General features: G+C 65.3%; 7 protein-coding genes. All 7 read right to left on the bottom strand.

Annotation, left to right across the window (positions count from 1 at the left end):
• Nucleotides 1-3: 3 nt before the first annotated feature.
• The 7 genes from treY to FFS45_RS31950 all read right to left on the bottom strand — a co-directional run bounded on the left by treY (nt 4) and on the right by FFS45_RS31950 (nt 18,371).
• Nucleotides 4-2,850: a malto-oligosyltrehalose synthase gene (treY, locus tag FFS45_RS31980; protein ID WP_137958644.1), complete on the bottom strand. Its 2,847-nt coding sequence runs from the start codon at nt 2,848-2,850 to the stop codon at nt 4-6.
• The gene (malQ, locus tag FFS45_RS31975) at nt 2,847-5,051 is read right to left on the bottom strand and encodes a 4-alpha-glucanotransferase (RefSeq protein ID WP_137958643.1); all 2,205 of its coding nucleotides are present in this window, start codon (nt 5,049-5,051) and stop codon (nt 2,847-2,849) included. Before malQ ends, treY begins: the two co-directional genes overlap by 4 nt.
• Nucleotides 5,048-6,958, bottom strand: a complete 1,911-nt coding sequence (gene treZ / locus FFS45_RS31970) for a malto-oligosyltrehalose trehalohydrolase (protein WP_137958642.1) — start codon at nt 6,956-6,958, stop codon at nt 5,048-5,050. Before treZ ends, malQ begins: the two co-directional genes overlap by 4 nt.
• A gap of 49 nt (nt 6,959-7,007) precedes the next feature.
• Entirely contained in the window at nt 7,008-9,128 is a 2,121-nt protein-coding gene (gene glgX / locus FFS45_RS31965) for a glycogen debranching protein GlgX (RefSeq protein ID WP_137958641.1), read from the bottom strand.
• A 124-nt stretch (nt 9,129-9,252) separates the two neighbouring features.
• The gene (glgB, locus tag FFS45_RS31960) at nt 9,253-11,469 is read right to left on the bottom strand and encodes a 1,4-alpha-glucan branching protein GlgB (RefSeq protein WP_137958640.1); all 2,217 of its coding nucleotides are present in this window, start codon (nt 11,467-11,469) and stop codon (nt 9,253-9,255) included.
• Nucleotides 11,462-14,929 (bottom strand): maltose alpha-D-glucosyltransferase, encoded by a 3,468-nt coding sequence (treS, locus tag FFS45_RS31955; protein WP_137958639.1) that lies wholly within the window; start codon nt 14,927-14,929, stop codon nt 11,462-11,464. Before treS ends, glgB begins: the two co-directional genes overlap by 8 nt.
• A complete protein-coding gene (locus FFS45_RS31950; RefSeq protein ID WP_137958638.1) occupies nt 14,919-18,371 on the bottom strand; it encodes a maltotransferase domain-containing protein in 3,453 nt (1,150 codons plus the stop codon). The genes treS and FFS45_RS31950 overlap by 11 nt, the downstream gene beginning before the upstream one ends.
• Nucleotides 18,372-18,556 lie beyond the last annotated feature (185 nt).

Below are 18,556 nucleotides of genomic sequence, written 5' to 3'. Positions count from 1 at the left end.
CGTTCAGGCCCGCGGCACCCCATCCTCGACCAGCACAGCCACCGGCATCGTCGCCAGGACATCGCGCAGATAGAGCACGCCGTGGTCTTCGACCTTGGGCGCGGCGGTGCTCATCCAGTCGAACAGGGCGCGCGATGCCAGTTCCGCGGGTATTTCAACGGCTGTATCGTCCCACTGCGCGGCGTCGACCAGCGGCAAGTCGCTGCCCTCATCGAGCAAACCTGCGGCTAGGCGAGTGGCGATAACGACCGCCCAGGCGTTCGCGTGCCGCCGCGCAAACGCGACCACATGCGCCGCTTGCTTGCCCTTGACGGCGAGCGGTAGATACGCGCCTTCGCTCAACAACGCCGGCAGATGCGCACGCAACGCCAGCAGGCGCTGGACGATGGCGAGCTTGACGCGACCGCTGCGCCAGTCAGGCAGAAAGTCGGACGGCGGCGTCTCGACCAGCCACGCCTGACGCTGCGCGAAATCCAAGGGACGCCGGTTGTCCGGGTCCACCAGACTGAAGTCCCACAGCTCCGTGCCCTGGTACAGATCCGGCACGCCGGGCGAGGCGAGCCGCAGCACGGTCTGCTGCAAGCTGTTGATCGCCCCGGCGCGGCCGATGCGCGCAACCAGGGCCGAGAGTTCGCTCAGGAAGCCGTCACGCCGTTGCGGCGCGAGGATATCGAACAGGAAGTCACGGCATGCGTTCTCATATGCCTCATCGGGCGCGAGCCAGGAGGTGCGCAGCTTCGCTTCGCGCAGCGCCTTCAACTGCCATTGCGCGACCCGCTCGGCGAGTTCCTTGACGCCGGCCTCGTCATCGGGGGAAAGATGCGGCGGCCAGCAGCCCACCAGGGTTTGATACAGCATCGCTTCCGCGGCCGCGCCGGGCGCCCAGTCGTGATCGAGTGTGCTCATACCGCCGTCGGGCGTGCGGCGTTGCGGTGCGTTCAAGGTGGACCATGCGCGCAGCGTCGCGCTCCAGTCGTGAGCGATCTCGCTGAGTACGGCGAGCCGGGCGCGCACATCTTCGCCGCGTTTGTGATCGTGCGTGGCGGTGGCCAGCATCGCATGCGGAAAGCGCTGTGCCCGTTCGAGATTGGCGGCATGAAATTGCTCGACCGAAAGTGCGAATTCACCTGGGTCCGAGCCGACCTCGTTGCGCGACAACAGACGGCCATAGCGATAGCACGCCGTATCCTCGATCGCTTTGGCGGCCACCGGCGCGGTCAGTTGCGAGAACAGCGTCTGCGCGGTGCGCCGCGACGATCCCGCATGATTGAACGGCACGTTACTCGAACCGGGCTGTGCGTTGGCAGGCGGGCGAGCAGGCGCGGCGTCGTCGGCCGCGCTGCCGCCCAGCCACGCGTCGACCTGCTCCAGCACGGCATGATCGGCAGGCGAGAGCGTCTGCCTTGCGCCAGCCAACGCCTGATTGAAGTAGACGTTGTCGGCTTCGCTGCGCAAGCCGTTCTGCGGATAGATGCGATAGACCGGGAAATGCACGACCAGCTCGGTCAGCACGCGGCGCAATGCGGTGAATGTGAAGTCGCGTGTGGTGATCGAATCGCGTGCAATCCGGTGCAACGCGCGTGCGGCGCGGTCGAGTTCCGCCGCGAGGTTTTCCGCCAGAATCTTGCGTCGCGCCAGCAGTGCTTCGTCGGCGAAGCTCGCGCTGCGTCCGCTCAGCTCGGCCCATGTGGCGGCGAGCGGTTCGGCGCCGGCCGGATCGTGCAACAGCGCGCCCACGTCGGCCATGAAGTCGTAGCCGGTCGTGCCATGAATCGGCCAGTCGCCGCGCAACGGTTCGCCGCGGCCGAGGATTTTCTCGACCACCACATACGGTTCGCCTTCGCGCAGATCGTTGAGCCTTTGCCGCAGCCGCTGGCAGTACTCGCGCGGCTCGGAGAGGCCATCCACGTGATCGATGCGCACGCCGTCGATCACGCCTTCCGCGTAGAGGCGAAACGGCAGCGCATGCACGGCGTCGAACACCTCGGGCCGTTCGACCCGTACGCCTGCCAGCGCGCTGATATCGAAGAAACGCCGCCAGTTCACTTCATCCGACGCCGTGCGCCACCAGGCGAGCCGGAAATGCTGGCGTTCGAGCAGGCGATGCAGGCGGTCGCGTGCCACGGACTCGGCGGGCGCATAGTTCGCCAACGCAACTTCGATGGCGGACAGGCCGCTTTGCGCGACGAACTCGCGCAGCAGCTCGCGTGCTTCGGCGGCACGCGGGTGGTCGGTGGGTTGCGTGGTCAAACCCTGGAAACGCTCGGCGAGCGCGCTCAGGTCCGCACGCTCGCCGCTTTGCAGGATCGACGCGTAGTCGATGGGACAGATGGGCCCGACATGAGGCCCATAGCGCACGTAGAAGTGTCCGGTTTGCGCGGCGAAGCGCAGTTCGATCCGGCCGGCCGCGAGTTCATCGCCATACGGAGCCGCGAGGCACGGCATGAGCACCTTGCCGCGCAAGGCCGGATCGGGCGAATGCCAGTCGATGTCGAAATGCCGGGCATACGCGCTATGGCGTCCCCACTCGAGAATATCGAGCCACCACGCGTTGTTCGATCCGCCCACGCCCATGTGATTGGGCACCACGTCCACAATCAGCCCCATGCCGTGTTCGCGCAGCTTCTCGGCCAGACGTTTGAGGCCGGCTTCGCCGCCGCATTCGGCGCTGACCTGGGTGTAGTCGACGGTGTTGTAGCCGTGCATCGAACCCGGCTCGGCGGTCGTCACCGGTGACGCGTAGAGGTGGCTGACGCCGAGCGCGGCGAAGTATTCGACGTGCGCGAGCGCGTCGTCGAACGTAAAGCCCTTGTGGAACTGGAGCCGGAGTGTGGAACGCGGGACGGTCATGGTGTGTCGGGCCCCGAGGAAGCGTGGGTGGAATCGGATGTGGAACGGGCCGCCGCCGCGGCGCTGCGTGCCCGCTCGGCGGCGAGCAGGCGGTCGCAGAAGGCCGGCTCTTCAAACAGCTCGTCGATGGGTAGAGCGACGCGCCGCCGCCAGTTCGGATGCTCGTCGATCGAGCCCGGCAGATTCGGCTGGTCTTCGAGCGCGAGCAGGTCTTCGAGCGGATAGATGACGAGCGGCGCCGGCGTGGCGGCGATGAAGGCAAGCGCTTCATCCACAGGCGCGCTTTCGGGCGGTGGTGCAGGTACGTCCTTCGCGGCGACGCCTGCCTGCTGGAATGCCGCCCACAGCAAGGCGCGATCTTCCGCGCGCTCGGTCTGCGCCAGCTCGACCGGGTCGCGGCCATCGGCGCGCGGCAGGGTCTGGCCGATGCGATTGCGCCAGACGATGTCCGCGCCGCGCCACCAGCCGGTAACGGTCGGCAAGTCGTGCGTGGTCGTCGTCGCCACGGCGTTGCGGTCCCAGCGTTGGGGCGGCTTGAAGCCGCGGCCCGATTCGCTGCCTTCGAACCACAGCACGCGAATGCCCGCAATGCCATGCTCGTCGAGCCGTTCGCGGAAGCCGGGCGGCACCGTGCCAAGATCCTCGCCGATCACAATCGAGCGATGCCGCCACGATTCGAGCGCGATCAGCCGCAGCATGTCTTCGAGCGGATAGCGCAGATAGGCGCCGTTGCGCGCGCTTTCGCCGTCCGGTACGAGCCACAGGCGGCGCAGGCCGAGGATGTGGTCGATGCGCACGCCGCCGGCGTGTGCGAAAGCGGCACGCAGCATGTCGATGAATGCCGAGAAGCCCTGGGTGCGCATGGCGCGTGGCGAAAAGGTGGTGAGCCCCCACGCCTGGCCCGCCTGGTTGAACAGGTCCGGCGGCGCGCCGACCGAGACGCCTTGCAGCATGTCGTCGCGATACGACCATGCATGACTGCCGGCGCTGTCGCAACCCACGGCAAGGTCGGCGATCAGGCCGACCGCCATGCCCGCATCGCGCGCCGCATGCTGGGCGTGCGACAGCCCCTTGGCGGCGAGCCATTGCAGGAACAGATGAAACTCCACTTCGTGCCGATGCTGATTGGCAAACGCTTCGACCTCCACGCTGCGCGGATCGCGCAAGGCCTCGGGCCAGTTGCGCCAGTGGCCGTTGCGCTCCGGCTGGGCAAGCTGCACGGCCTGCAACGCTTCAAAGCGCGCATGGTCTTCCAGCGAGCGGCCACCCTTTGCGCAGAACGCGTTGAATTCGAGGGCGCGAGGGGCGTCCTGGGCCCGGTCGTGCACACAGAACTGTTCGAACAGTGTGCGCAGCACCTTGAGCTTCAGCCGGACCGCACGCGGCCAGTCGATCAGGGTGAGGCGTTCGAGTTGCGGCCACGTTTCGCTACCGTCCGCCGCGTCGATAGCGGCGCGCGTCGCCTCTGCGCCAAACACGGCAGTGGGATCGATATGCGTGACGTTGAGCCACAGGCGTGACGAGGGCGAGTAGGGACTGAAACGCTCCGGTTCGGCGCTGAACATCGCATGCGTGGGACTGACGGCGAGCGCATGCGCGCCATGCCGCGCGCTTTCAACCGCGAAGCGTGAGAGTGCCGAGTAGTCGCCAATGCCGCCATCGCCGGTGCGGCGCAGGCCGTAGAGTTGCGCGGCGATACCCCACATCGGCGGGGTGGGGGCGTCCTGCAGGGCCCGCCACGCATCGGCCACGGTGTAGCAGCGCGACGGCGCCACCGCGAGCGTGATGCGATGGTCGTTGATGAAGAGCGTGTGATAACCGGGCTCGTCGATCGGTGAGAGCAGCGCCGCCTCGCCCTTGGGCGCAGTAAAGCGACCGTCGATCTGCGCGCCGCTTTCGAGTTCGATCCGGTAATGGCTGCCTGACTTGATCGCCGCCGCAGGCAGGGCGATGCCACGCTCGCATTCGGCGGTCATCAGGGGCGGCAGCTTGCGGCCGGACAGTTCAGCTTCGAGCGCGGCGGCGCTCTGGCGCGTCTGGGACGCACTGCCGCACGGCAGGCCCATGCGTTCGAGCAGCACCGCGAGCGTGCTTTCAGGGACGCGCTGGATGGTACGGTGGGCGTCTTCCCATTCGACCTCGAAGCCTGCGCGGGCAGCGAGGCTGTCGATCGTGTCAGGGGGGCGGCGAGCGGTGTTCATGCGTGCCACTCCCGTTCGATTACCTTGCGCGCGTCGTGCGTATGGGCGTACTCGTTGACGTCGCCGGTCAGCCATGCCACGAAGGTGTGGGGCGGTAGCGTCTGGGCGTCCAGCCGGTCGCGGACCCGGGGTGGCGTTTCGAACACGATCATCCCAGCCGGCGTTTGCGCAAACGGCACTTCTGCATCGCCGAGATTGATCGCAATGGACAGTGTCTCGCCATCGTCGAGGCGCCAGCGTGCGACTAGCGCGTTGGCGTCGCTGCCGTCCGGCGCGGCGAGTACGGTTGCGCCCAGCGCTTTCGTATTGGCGAGGCGCGGGGCAATCAGCTTCGCACGCACCGTGAGCGCGGATTTGTAGAAGTGCATCCAGTCGAGCCGCTCGTGGGCATCGGGTTGCGCGGCGATATCCGCAGGCGGCGACGATGCGGCGAAGGTCTGCGATGCGTTCGGATCGGGAATCTGTGCGCGGCGCGTTGCGTCGCCAAAGGCGGAGAAGCGGGCGAATTCGCGGCGCCTTCCTTCGCGCACGGCGTTGGCCAGCTCGCCGGTGTAATCGGTGAAAAACAGGAACGGCTGCTCGGAGCCGAACTCCTCATCCATAAACAGCAGCGGAATTTGCGGCGACAGCAGCAACAGGCCGGTAGCGGCTCGCAGCGCATCCGCTGTGCACAGCTTGCGCAAGCGCTCGCCGAAAGCGCGATTACCGACCTGGTCATGGTTCTGCAGGAACATCACGAACGAGGTAGGCGGCATATGGCTGCTTGGTTCGCCACGCGGTTTGCCGTCGTGGATCGGCGAAGGCTCGCCCTGATAGGCAAAGCCTTCGCTGAGCACGCGCGCCAGTTTGCGGATCGGCTGATCTGCATACGCGTGGTAGTAGCCTTCGGTCTCGCCCGTCAGCAGCACGTGTAGCGCATTGTGCGCGTCGTCGTTCCACTGCGCGTCGAAATGCGTTTCGAGCAGGCTCGCAGAGTTGTGCTCGTTTTCAAGCACCAGATGCACATGGCGTCCATGCCGAACCTTCGCGCGAATATGGTCCGAGAGTTCGCGCAGCCAGTCGTGATTGTCGATAGCGTGCACGGCGTCGAAGCGCAGGCCGTCGAAGCGATATTCATTGATCCAGTAGAGCGCGTTGTCGCAGAAGAAATCGCGCACCTCGGTACGCTCGAAGTCGATGGCCGGGCCCCATGGCGTATGCGTGCCTTCCCGGAAGAACGGCCGCGCGTACTGGTACAGATAATTGCCGTCCGGGCCGAAGTGGTTGTAGACCACGTCGAGGAACACATTCAGGCCCAGGCCATGCGCGGCGTCGATCAGCGCCTTTAATTCATCGGGACGGCCATAGGCCGAATCGGGTGCGTAGGGCAGCACGCCGTCGTAGCCCCAATTGCGCGTGCCGGGGAAGTCGTTCAACGGCATCAGCTCGATGGCCGTCACGCCAAGCTCGGCGAGCGCGGGCAGACGCTTCATGACACCCGCGTAGCCGCCGAGCGCACCGACATGCAATTCGTACAGCACGGTTTCTTCCCACGGCCGGCCATGCCAATGCGCATGCTGCCAGGCGTAGGCGCGTGGATCGATGACCTCGCTCGGACCATGCACGTCCTGCGGCTGGAAGCGTGAAGCGGGGTCAGGCACGGCCGTCGTGCCGTCGAGGCGATAGCGGTACAGGGTGCCCGCGCCGCCCTCGGCTTCGGCCTCGAACCAGCCATTGCCGGTCGGCGTCATCTCGACCGTGAGCGGGGCGCGCGGCCCTTCGATGGCAACCTGCACCGATTTGCACGAGGGTGCCCAAAAGCGGAAGCGCGTGCGCGGCCGCGCGCCCGCTGCGCCGAGCAACTGCGCGCCGAACGGCAGGCAATGCGCATGATGACGCGCATGCGGATCAATCGGACTTTCGGACATGATTCATCACCATTCGGTTTTGCTCTGCCGTTTCGAGGCCCCTGCAACACTACGTATGCGACTCTCCGCCGCTGCCCGGCAGCGCGGCCAGGATGACTATTCCGTGACCCGCCACTTCCACCTCCGGCACCGCGAGCGGGTGGGGCGGCGAATCAGGGTCTGCGCTATCCAGAAGCATCTGCCATTCCAGTTGCGGCGCGGGCGGCGCGAAGCGCAGGGTGTCGCCCGACGCGTTGAGCATCATCAACAATACTTCCGTTTCGCCATCGAGTCCCGGCCCCGCGCGGCGCAAGCTCAGCGCGCGTCCTTCCGGGTCTTGCCAGGCCTCGATGGACAAGGGATTGCCGCGCTCGTCGAACCAGCCGATGTCGTACACGCCCGGCAGCACCTCGCGGTCGCCGAACAGAAAACGCGTCTCGCGCAGCAGCGGATGTTGCTTGCGCAAGGCGATCACGCGCGACACAAACCCACTCATCCTGCGACCTTCCTCCGAGCCGGCGCGTTCCCAGTCGATCCATGATAATTCGTTGTCCTGGCAGTACGCATTATTGTTACCTTGCTGGGTGCGGCAGATTTCGTCTCCGGCCAGCATCATCGGCGTGCCGAGTGCGATAAACAGCGTCGCAATCAGCGAGCGGGCCACCCGGGCACGGGTTTCGCGAATCGCCGGATCGTCGGTGGGCCCTTCGACGCCCCAGTTCGAACTGCAGTTCTCGTTATGGCCGTCGTTGTTGTTCTCGCTGTTTGCTTCGTTGTGCTTCTGCTCGTAGGCGACGATATCGGCGAGCGTGAAGCCGTCATGCGAGGCAACGAAATTCACCGAGGCCCACGGCTTTCTGAAGCGGCGGTTAAAGAGGTCGGCGGAGCCTGTGAGGCGTGCGGCGAGATCGGGCCGCAGCCCGGCGTCGCCGCGCCAGAAGCGGCGCACGCTATCGCGAAAGCGGTCGTTCCATTCGGCGAAGCCCGGCGGGTGATTGCCGAGCTGATAGCCGCCGGGGCCGATATCCCACGGCTCGGAAATCAGCTTGCGCTGCGACAGGATGGGGTCCTGGCGCAAGGCGTCGAAAAAGCCGGAACCGGGATCGAAACCCGCGTGTTCGCGGCCCAAGGTCACGCCGAGATCGAAGCGGAAGCCGTCGATATTGAATTTGGTCGACCAGTAGCGCAGCGAATCCATGACCATCTGCAGCACGCGCGGATGCGGCAGGTTCAGCGTGTTGCCGCAGCCGGTGTCGTTGATATGGTGGCGTTCGTCGCCGGGCACGAGACGGTAGTAGCTGGCGTTGTCCAGCCCGCGCCACGAGACCGTCGGGCCCATCTCACCGCCTTCGCAGGTGTGGTTGTAGACCACGTCGAGAATCACTTCAATACCTGCCGCATGCAATTGCCGTACGGCGATGCGCATTTCGTCGAGCCGGTGGGTGCTCAGGTACGACGGTTCCGGTGCAAAAAAGGCTGCCGTGTTGTAACCCCAGTAGTTGCGCAAACCGCGCTCCACCAGAAAACGATCGTTCAGAAATGCGTGCACCGGCAGCAGTTCGACCGCTGTCACGCCGAGCGTTTGCAGGTGCCCGATAAATTCCGGCGACGACAGCGCCGCAAACGTGCCGCGCTCGTGAGCGCGCAAATCCGGACGCAGCATCGACGTGCCGCGCACGTGCGTTTCGTAGATGACGGTTTCGCCCCACGGCACATTCGGCCGGGTGTCGTGCGACCAGTCGAACGCCTCGTCGATTACCACGCACTTGGGCATGGCCGGCGCCGAATCGCGCCGGTCGATGGACAGGTCGAGCCGGTTCGAATGCATCCGGTAACCGAACAGCGCATCGGACCAGCGAAACTGGCCGACCAGCTTGCGCGCATACGGGTCGAGCAACAGCTTGTGCGGATTGAAGCGGTGCCCGTGCTGCGGCTGATATGGGCCGTGGGCGCGAAAACCGTAAGCCGTGCCGGGGTGCGCGTTGGGCAGATAGCCGTGCCAGATTTCGTCGGTGCACTCGGGTAGCGTGAAGCGCCTCATCTCCTTGCGGCCGGTCGGGTCGAACAGGCACAGCTCGATCTGCTGGGCATTGGCGGAAAAAACCGCGAAATTGACGCCGAGCCCGTCCCAGCTCGCCCCCAGCGGGTAGGGCGAGCCCGGCAACAGCCGGTCGGGTAATGCGTGCGACATGGTTCCCGTCCTTGTTCTGATTGGTCGTCTCTTTGCGGGGCGATTTTTACGTCAATCGTTACCTTGATTCCTGCGTTCCTTCCTTGCGTTGACTCAATGCAGCGGGGTTTGGCCGGCGCGCCTCTCAGGTGTCCGCGCGCAGCACGATGGTCGCGAGCGGCGGCAGGATCAACGAGGCCGATTGTGGCCTGCCATGGCTCGCTATGTCCTCCGTGTAGATCAAACCTGCGTTGCCGAGATTCGATCCGCCGTACACGCTGGCGTCCGTGTTGAGAATCTCGCTCCAGCGCCCGGCGAGCGGCATGCCGAGGCGGTAGCCGAGACGCGGCACCGGCGTGAAGTTGCACACGGTCACCAGTTCGCGGCCGGCGCCGTCGACGCGGCGGAAGGCGAACACGCTGTTTTCGCTATCGTCGCCGATCAGCCACTCGAAGCCGCCGGGCTCGCAGTCGAGCGTGTATAGCGCGGGCTCGTCGCAGTAGAGGTGGTTCAGGTCGCGCACCAGTTTCTGCACGCCGTGATGGAACGGATCGTCGAGCAGATGCCAATGCGGCGAGCCGTCGTGATCGAACTCCGCCATCTGGCCGAACTCTCCGCCCATGAAGAGCAGCTTCTTGCCCGGATGGGTCCACATGAAACCGAAATACGCGCGCAGGTTGGCAAAGCGTTGCCAACGGTCGCCGGGCATCTTGCCGAGCAGCGAGCCTTTGCCGTGCACCACCTCGTCGTGCGAGAGCGGCAGCACAAAGCACTCGGAATACGCGTACACCATCCCGAAGGTCATGTTGTGGTGGTGATAGCGGCGGTGCACGGGGTCTTCGTGCATGTAGTGCAGCGTGTCGTGCATCCAGCCCATGTTCCACTTGAACTCGAAGCCGAGGCCACCGTCCTCGACGCGTGCGGTCACCCCCGGCCACGCGGTCGATTCCTCCGCAATCGTGATGGCGCCGGGTACGCCCGGCACATAGCCGACTTCGTGATTCAGGCGCTTCAGAAACGCAATCGATTCGAGATTTTCGCGCCCGCCGTAGATGTTCGGCACCCATTCACCGGCGGCGCGCGAATAGTCGCGATACAGCATCGAGGCCACTGCATCCACGCGCAGGCCGTCCACGTGATAGCGCTTGAGCCAGGCCAGCGCCGAGGCGATCAGGAACGCGCTCACCTCGTTGCGGCCGAGGTTGTAGATCATCGTGTTCCAGTCCTGGTGATAGCCTTCGCGCGGATCGGCGTGCTCGTAGAGCGGCGTGCCGTCGAAGTCGGTGAGGCCGTGCGCATCGTTGGGAAAATGGGCCGGCACCCAGTCGAGAATCACGCCGAGCCCTGCCTCGTGGGCGCGATTGACGAAGTGCGCGAACTGCTCAGGCGTGCCGAAGCGCGCGGACGGTGCGAACTGCGAGAGTGGCTGGTATCCCCAGGAGCCACCGAACGGGTGCTCGGCAATCGGCATGAATTCGATGTGCGTGAAACCCATACCCTGTGCGTAGGGGATCAGCCGCTCCGCCAGTTCGCTCCAGTCGAGTCCGCGATGGCCGTGCTCGGCGATACGCAGCCACGACTCGGCATGCACCTCGTAGATGGAAATCGGCGAGCGCGGCGTCTGGTTGGCGCCACGTGCCTGAATCCATGCGCTGTCGGTCCATGGGAACTGCTCGATCTCGTCGACGTGCGCGACGACCGACGCCGTAGCCGGCGGCCTTTCGGTTTGCATCGCGCAGGGGTCGGCCTTGAGCGGCAGGGGATGGCCGTCGCGCGACAGCAGTTCGTACTTGTAGCGTGTGCCTGCACCGACACGCGGCACGAACAGCTCCCACACGCCCGCCTGATGGCGCAAGCGCATCGGATGGCGGCGCCCGTCCCAGGCGTTGAAATCGCCGACCACAGAGACACGTCGTGCATTCGGCGCCCACACTGCAAAGCGCACGCCCGGCACGCCGTCGATTTCAACCGGCCGCGAGCCGAGGCATTCGAGCACTGCATAGGGATCGCCGTGGGCCAGCCGCTGCAACGGCTCGTCGCCCAGCACGGGGCCAAACGAATAGGTATCCTCGATTTCCTGCACCGGACCGTGCCAGTCGATACGCAGCCGATACGGCACGGACGCGCTGATGCGTCCGACGAACAGCCCGTTGGGATGGATTTTCTGCAGCTCGCCGAGCGTCGCGCCATCGGTACGCGCAATCACCGTCACGCGTGCGGCGTTCGGCAGCAGCGCGCGCACCAGCGGCCCCGCGTCGCTCTGATGCAGGCCCAGTTGCGAAAACGGGTCGGGGTGCCGTGCTTCGACGAGCGCGTCGAGATCGAGCGGTTGCAGGCCGGAGGCCGGATCGAACTCACTCATAATCGCCCTCGGCCGGGTTAGGCGGTGTGGCGGCTGACGAATCCGCCGGCTCTGGCTCGTGGGGCGTGCCGGTGTCGCCCAGCAAGCGGCTCGCGAGCGCGGCCAGGCCGCGCACCGGGAGACCGAGCCAGGTTGGACGATTGGCGGCCTCATAGCGAATTTCGTAGGCCGCCTTCTCGATCAGGAACAGGTCGAGCAGGGCCTGTTCGGCGGACGGGGCAACCAGCGGTTGCGTGGCAAGGGCCACCGCGGTGCGGTATGCGTCGAGAAAGCTCTCGGCCGCGTAGCCGCGGAAGCGGTCGAACAGCGCGCGCTTGCGGTCCGCGGTTTGTTGCGGCGCGCTTTCCGTGGTGGATTGCGCGGCTGCGCTGGCGTACGAGAACGAGCGCAGCAGGCCGGCGACATCGCGCATCGGGCTCGATTTCTGGCGCCGTTCCTCAAGCGAGCGTGCCGGCTCGCCTTCGAAGTCGATCAGGAACACATCGCCCTGGGCGACCAGCACCTGACCGAGATGGAAATCGCCGTGAATGCGGGTGCGCAGGGCGCCGGCATCGGCAGAGACGAGGTTGGCGACGGCCTCGGTCAGCGCCGCACGCCGATCGAGCAGGCTTTGCGCCAGTTCCTTCGTATCGTCGGTCAGTTGCTCGACACGTTGCGCGAGCAGGTCGAGCGCGGTGGCGAGCATGGTCTGCGTGCCGTCGATCCATGCCCGGACGTCTTCCGGCGTGGCGGGTTCGGGTGAGAACGCGGGATCATCCGTCGGCGCCACGAGCGCGACATGCAGCTCGCCCAGGCGCTTGCCGATAATGGCGGCCATCTCCTGGTAGCCTTCGATGGCTTGCGCTTCCTTTTCGGGGTCCGGCGCGGCGTCGTCGGCATCGACGGCGAGCGCGAGTTCATCGACGGTGCGGCGCAGATAGTCGAGCGCCCAGTTCCACGCATCGCCCTGGTTGTCGATGAAGCCCTGCAGAATGCACAGCGTATGCGGCACGCCGGCCGGATCGATGCGCACCACTTCGCCATACAGCGGCGCGGTGTTCGCATAGCCGATCCTGGTCAGATAGCGGCTGATTTCCGCTTCGGGATGGATGCCGCTCACGAGCCGGCGCACCAGCTTGAGCACCACCGCGTCCTCGATCACCAGCGAACTGTTGCTTTGCTCGGCGGCCAGCCAGCGAATCTCCGGCCGCTCTTCCAGTTGGAGCTCGTCGAATCGCTCGGTGGGGATGAAGCAGATTTCACTCTTCTGCACCGTGGGCACGACTGCGCGCTCACGCAGCTTGCGCAGGACGTTGTGCGCAAAGATCGGCAGCGCGAACGCGTCCGTGAGATGCCCAACGTTGCGGCCGCGGCGCACGCGCGCCAGCGCCAGTTGCATGAACAAAGGCGAGGTGGTTTCGCCACCCCATGTAATCGCAATCGGCAACACATAACGCTCGGTGTGATCGCCGACATCCGCTTCGATTTCGGTGAAGGCGAAGCCGCCGTTCGGAATCGTTGTCAATGCGGCGAGGCGCACCGCGTGCATCTTCTGATCCTTCGAGGCGAACCAGCGGCGCCGGCTCAGCCACGAAGGCAACACTTCGGATTCGAGCAAGCGGACGTTTTCCGGCGTCGGACCCGTCTGGCCCTCGCGGATCACAATGGTGACGAATTCGGGCAACGGCTCGGAGGCCGCCTGGCCCCAGGCTGGACGCTGGGTGCCGGGGCACAGCAGGAACCACAGGAAGCCGTAGGGTGGGAACGTCAGCAGATAGGTAAGCTGGCCGATGGCCGGGAACACCGAGTCGGCGGTCATCTCGATCGGCACGGTGCCGTTGAACTCGGACAGATCGAGTTCGACGGCCTGCGGGGCGCGTGACAGATTCGCGACGCACAGAATCGACGGTTCACCCGGCATCTCGCGCAGATACGCGAGTATCTTGCGATTGGCCGGCTTCAGGAAACGGATCGTGCCGCGCCCAAAGGTCTGCTTTGCGCGGCGTGTGGCGAGCATGCGCCGGGTCCAGTTGAGCAGCGAGTGCGGATCGCGGCTCTGCGCTTCGACGTTGACCGCATCGAAGCCGTAGAGCGAGCCCATTACCGGCGGCAGCACCAGTTGCTCGGGATCGGCACGAGAGAAACCGCCGTTGCGGTCCGACGACCATTGCATCGGCGTGCGCACGCCGTCGCGGTCGCCGAGGTGGATGTTGTCGCCCATGCCGAGTTCGTCGCCGTAATAGATCACGGGTGTGCCGGGCATCGACAGCAGCAGCGAATTGATCAGCTCGATGCGCCGCCTGTCGCGCTCCATCAGCGGCGCAAGACGGCGCCGGATGCCCAGGTTCAGGCGCGCGCGGCGATCGCTCGCGTAGGTATTCCACAAGTAGTCGCGCTCCGAATCGGTGACCATTTCGAGCGTCAGTTCATCGTGATTGCGCAGGAAAATGGCCCACTGGTTCGTCTCGGCCAGGTCCGGCGTTTGCCGCATGATGTCGGTGATCGGAAAGCGGTCTTCGCTCGCAATCGACATGTAGATGCGCGGCATCAGCGGGAAGTGGAACGCCATATGGCATTCGTCCTCCTCGCCGAAATATTCCTTCACGTCCTCCGGCCACTGGTTCGCTTCGGCGAGCAGCATCCGGTTCGGATATTCAGCGTCGATCGTGGCGCGAATCTTCTTCAGGATCGAGTGCGTTTCCGGCAGGTTCTCGTTGTTGGTGCCTTCGCGTTCCACCAGATACGGCACTGCATCGAGACGCAGCCCGTCGATGCCCATATCGAGCCAGAAGCGCATGATTTGCAGCACTTCCTTCAGCACCGCCGGATTGTCGAAATTCAGATCGGGCTGGTGCGCGTAAAAGCGGTGCCAGTAGTAAGCGCCCGCGACCGGATCATGCGTCCAGTTAGACGGCTCGCTGTCGATAAAAATGATCCGTGTCCCTAGATACTTCTGATCCGTATCGGACCACACGTAGAAGTTGCGATGATTCGAGCCGGGCTTCGCCAGCCGGGCGCGCTGGAACCACGGGTGCTGGTCTGACGTATGGTTGATGACCAGTTCGGTAATCACACGAATGCCACGGGCGTGCGCTTCCTGAATGAAGTGCTTCACATCCGAAATCTGTCCGTAGTCCGGGTGCACACTGCGATAGTCGGCAATGTCGTAGCCGTCGTCGCGGCGCGGCGAGGGATAGAACGGCAGCAGCCAGATCGCGTTGACGCCCAGCTCGGCAATGTAGTCGAGCTTGGCGATCAGCCCGGGGAAATCGCCCACGCCGTCGTTGTTCGCGTCGAAGAACGACTTGATGTGCACCTGATAGATGATCGCGTCTTTGTACCAGAGCGGGTCGTCGCTGAGCGTCGATGCCTTGCCGCGCCGCACTGCCTTCGGTTTCGCGGCGCGGCTGCCTGTAGACGCAGCGGCTGCTGCGGCGGTGTGGGCTTGCAACGTGCTCTCGGTTGGGTCGTCACGTTTCATACGCACCTTCAGTCGGGAATGGGTGGCCAGCGTCTGCATGGCTGCCGCTGTCGTCGTCTGCGCTGGGAGGCTCGGGCGGCAGGCCGCCAGCGGGCGCAATGCGCCAGATCGCGTACGGCATGGCGCCGGGGTTGAGGCGTACGTGCTGCCAGCGGCCGTACCACTCGAAGCGCGCCCCGCTTATCTGGTCGACCACTTCGAGCGCTGCCTGATCGTTCAAATGCCAATGGGCAAACGTGGCCCACGAAAGCTCGACATCCGCACCCTGCTCGTTGAACGGATCGAGATTGATGGCAATCACGAGCACGTTGTCGCGCGCTTCGGTGGCCTTCTCGAAGAACAGGATCTGGTCATTGTGCGCCGTTAGGAACGTCACGCCCAGATGCGATTGCAACGCCGGGTTGGCACGGCGAATCCGGTTCAAGGCGCTGATCTCGCCGACGATATTGCCGGGCCGGTTCCAGTCCCACGCACGCAGTTGATACTTCTCGGAGTCGAGATATTCCTCGCTGTTCGGCAGTGCGGCGGCTTCGCACAGTTCGAAGCCGCTATACACGCCCCACAGCCCTGAGAGCGTGGCAGCGAGCGCCGCGCGGATCAGGAAACCGGAACGTCCTGACGACTGCAGATGGCGCGGGTTGATGTCCGGCGTATTGACGAAAAAGTTTGGCCGGTAGTACTCGCGGATGTTGGTCTGGGTGAGTTCGGTCAGATACTCGGTGAAATCGCGCTTCGACTCGCGCCACGTGAAATACGTGTACGACTGCGAGAAACCGATCTTGCCGAGCCGGTACATCATGCGTGGCCTCGTGAAGGCCTCCGCGAAAAAAATCGTCTCGGGATGGCGTGCGCGGACATCGGCAATCATCCATTCCCAGAACGGCAGCGGTTTCGTATGGGGATTGTCGACGCGGAAAATATGCACACCTGCTTCGACCCAGAACAGGATCACGTCGCGCAAGGCGAGCCACAGGTCGGGCTTGGCGTCATGTGCATAGAAGTCCGGGTTGACGATGTCCTGATACTTCTTCGGCGGATTCTCGGCGTAGCGCAGCGTGCCGTCGGGGCGCCAGGCGAACCACGTCGGATGCTCCTTCAGCCACGGATGATCGGGCGAGCACTGGATCGCGAAGTCGAGCGCGATTTCGAGGCCATGCTCGTGCGCAGCGGCGAGCATCCGCTTGAAGTCGTCGAGCGTGCCCAGTTGCGGATGGACGGCCGTGTGGCCGCCTTCGGCGGCGCCGATGGCGTACGGACTGCCTACATCTCCCGGCAGCGCTTCCAGCGAGTTGTTGCGGCCCTTGCGGTTGGCAAGGCCGATGGGGTGGATCGGCGGGAAATACAGCACGTCGAAACCCATATCGCGGATACGCGGCAGCTTCCTCGTGACATCCGCGAAGGTGCCGTGGCGCGCTTCGTCGTCGCTCATCGAGCGCGGGAAGATTTCGTACCAGCTTGCGAAGCGCGCGGCGGTCCGCTCGGCGTCGATCCGGTAGACCACCGGGTCGCGCGTCAGGAACGGCCGGTGACGCGCCGCGGTCATCGCCTTGGCCGTGGTGGGCGCGAGCAGCAGCGCGACGCGCGTGTCGAGGTCCGCCTTGGTGAAGACCTTGACGAAATGTTCGAGCGGCCCGGTCACGGCGCCTTCCACCGTTTCCACTTCGGCCAGCACCCGCGCAAACAGGTGGCTGGCTTCGTCGATTTCAAGCTCGACGGTTTGGCCGGCCTTCAGTTTCTTCTGTACGTGCTCGACCAGCGAGGCAAAGTCGTCGCGCCACGCGGTCACGACGAATTCGTGCCGGCCCAGCCGCTCGAGCGGAATGCGCGCATGCCACAGGTCGTTGCCTGCGGGTGGCGCGGGAAGCATCGGCACTTCATGCCAGGCCGTTTCATCGGCCGCACGCCACATGACGGCGGCCGCGATCTTGTCGTGTCCTTCCGCGAAGATCGCCGCCGTCACGTCAACCCGTTCGCCGACCGTGCGCTTGACGACAAAGCGGCCGTTGTCGACCGCCGGCGTTACGCTTTCGATCGCCACGCGCGGCGCGGTAATGGCCTCGAGCACGGTTTTGTGGCCGCTGCGTTTGCTGTTTGCCTTGTCGATGGGCGGCGCGAGCAGCACGGGTTTGTCCGCCTCCGCGTCGAACAGCAGGCAGGCGCCGGGTGCGAGCGTGAATGGGGCGAGCGGGGCGGACGGCGCAAGCGCCGCGGCTTCGAGCGGCACGAAGCGCGTGAGATTGCCCGGCACGCCGGCCAGAAAGCGCGCAGGATCGACCCGAACCGGTATGCCAAGGTCGGCGTTGATGACGATCAGGACCGCCTGCCGGCTGTCGCGCAGATCGAGGCGGTCGCCGCGCAACAGGACGGCGACAGGCGCGCTCGGACCGCTGAGCGCGCGCAGCTCGCCGACGCTCTGCAAAGCGTCGGTCTCATGCAGTACGCCGTTGGCATGTTTGATCCGCTCGGACAGATCGAAGCGCGCCGCCTTGCATAGCTCGGCATATTGCGCCGCGTTGCCGCGCGAATACGACATGGGCTGGGCGATGCCGTACTCGAAGCCCATCGGCATCAGCCAGCCGGTGCCGGTCGCCACCGCGGTGACCAGCGCGCGGCGGTAGGCGCGCTCGAGCATCGAGGCGTCGTGGGCGTCGCCGAGATCGGCCGCGAGGCGGGTGCCGTAAGGCGCTTCGGGAAACGCGATCGGCCGGCCGACGCGGGTCAGTGCGGCATGTTCGTCGGTCAGCCAGCTGGCGCGGAAGTCCCACCAGCGCACCGACGAGAACACGCTGTCGAAGCCCGCGCCTTCGAGATGCAGCAGATCGGTGCGTGCGAGACCCGGTGTCGCCGCGAGGAAGCGTATCTCGGGATGCTGCGCGCGTACCGCTGCACCAAGCTGGCGCCAGAACTGGACCGGCACGCGGTGCGGCGAATCGAAACGAAAGCCGGCCACCCCCGCTTCAGCGAGCGTGCACAACTCGCGGGTCCACCAGTCGAGCAGCGCGGCGGAGCTGCCTTCGTTGCCGAAATTCACATAGGCGACGTTGTCCTCGCGGTGCGCATGGCGTGGATCGAGCCGCGCTTCTTCCGATTCAAACGGGTGGAACCAGTCCGAATGTTCGGAGAAAACGGCGCTGTCGGCCGCGAAGCGATCGATCACGAGGTCGGCCAGCACGGCGAGGCCATGCTGGCGCGCCGCGGCGCCAAGGCTGCGCAGCGCTTCGGGCGCGTCCTGCTGTGCCCCGAAGACCGGGTGCAAATGACGGTGATCGCTGACGACCTGCGCGTGTCCGGCCCGTCCGGGCTGGAACAGCGCACCGATCAGCACATGATCGAAGCCGAGCGCGGCCGCGTGCGCGAAGTGCGCAGGCCACGCGTCGAGGGGCCCGACGAGGAGAGAGTGGAGAAAATAGATCCGCGGCGCATACCTTTGTGAAGGTTCCATCGGTCGTTTCCAGATTCGTCCTGCCGCGATGTGGATGCGTCGAGATGCGATCACACCGCTCATTGGGGCTTCCAGAGCCGGGGGCCGCGCGCTGTATGAACTCAGCGCGCGTACTGGTCAATGTAGTGCAAAGATCGCCTGCCCGCCGGGCAGTAACGAACACTACGCGCGCGCATGCACCCGCC

Source organism: Burkholderia sp. 4M9327F10, from assembly GCF_005503145.1.
Lineage (GTDB): Bacteria > Pseudomonadota > Gammaproteobacteria > Burkholderiales > Burkholderiaceae > Paraburkholderia.
Note: the sequence above shows the minus strand (reverse complement) of the source record. Positions and strands in the feature narration are given on the sequence as shown.

Bases quoted from the DNA above. Each gene is read 5' to 3' on its own strand.
- treS (WP_137958639.1), bottom strand. From the start codon at position 14,929: ATGAAACGTGACGACCCAACCGAGAGCACGTTGCAAGCCCACACCGCC.
- treZ (WP_137958642.1), bottom strand. From the start codon at position 6,958: ATGTCCGAAAGTCCGATTGATCCGCATGCGCGTCATCATGCGCATTGC.
- glgX (WP_137958641.1), bottom strand. From the start codon at position 9,128: ATGTCGCACGCATTACCCGACCGGCTGTTGCCGGGCTCGCCCTACCCG.
- glgB (WP_137958640.1), bottom strand. From the start codon at position 11,469: ATGAGTGAGTTCGATCCGGCCTCCGGCCTGCAACCGCTCGATCTCGAC.
- malQ (WP_137958643.1), bottom strand. From the start codon at position 5,051: ATGAACACCGCTCGCCGCCCCCCTGACACGATCGACAGCCTCGCTGCC.
- FFS45_RS31950 (WP_137958638.1), bottom strand. From the start codon at position 18,371: ATGGAACCTTCACAAAGGTATGCGCCGCGGATCTATTTTCTCCACTCT.
- treY (WP_137958644.1), bottom strand. From the start codon at position 2,850: ATGACCGTCCCGCGTTCCACACTCCGGCTCCAGTTCCACAAGGGCTTT.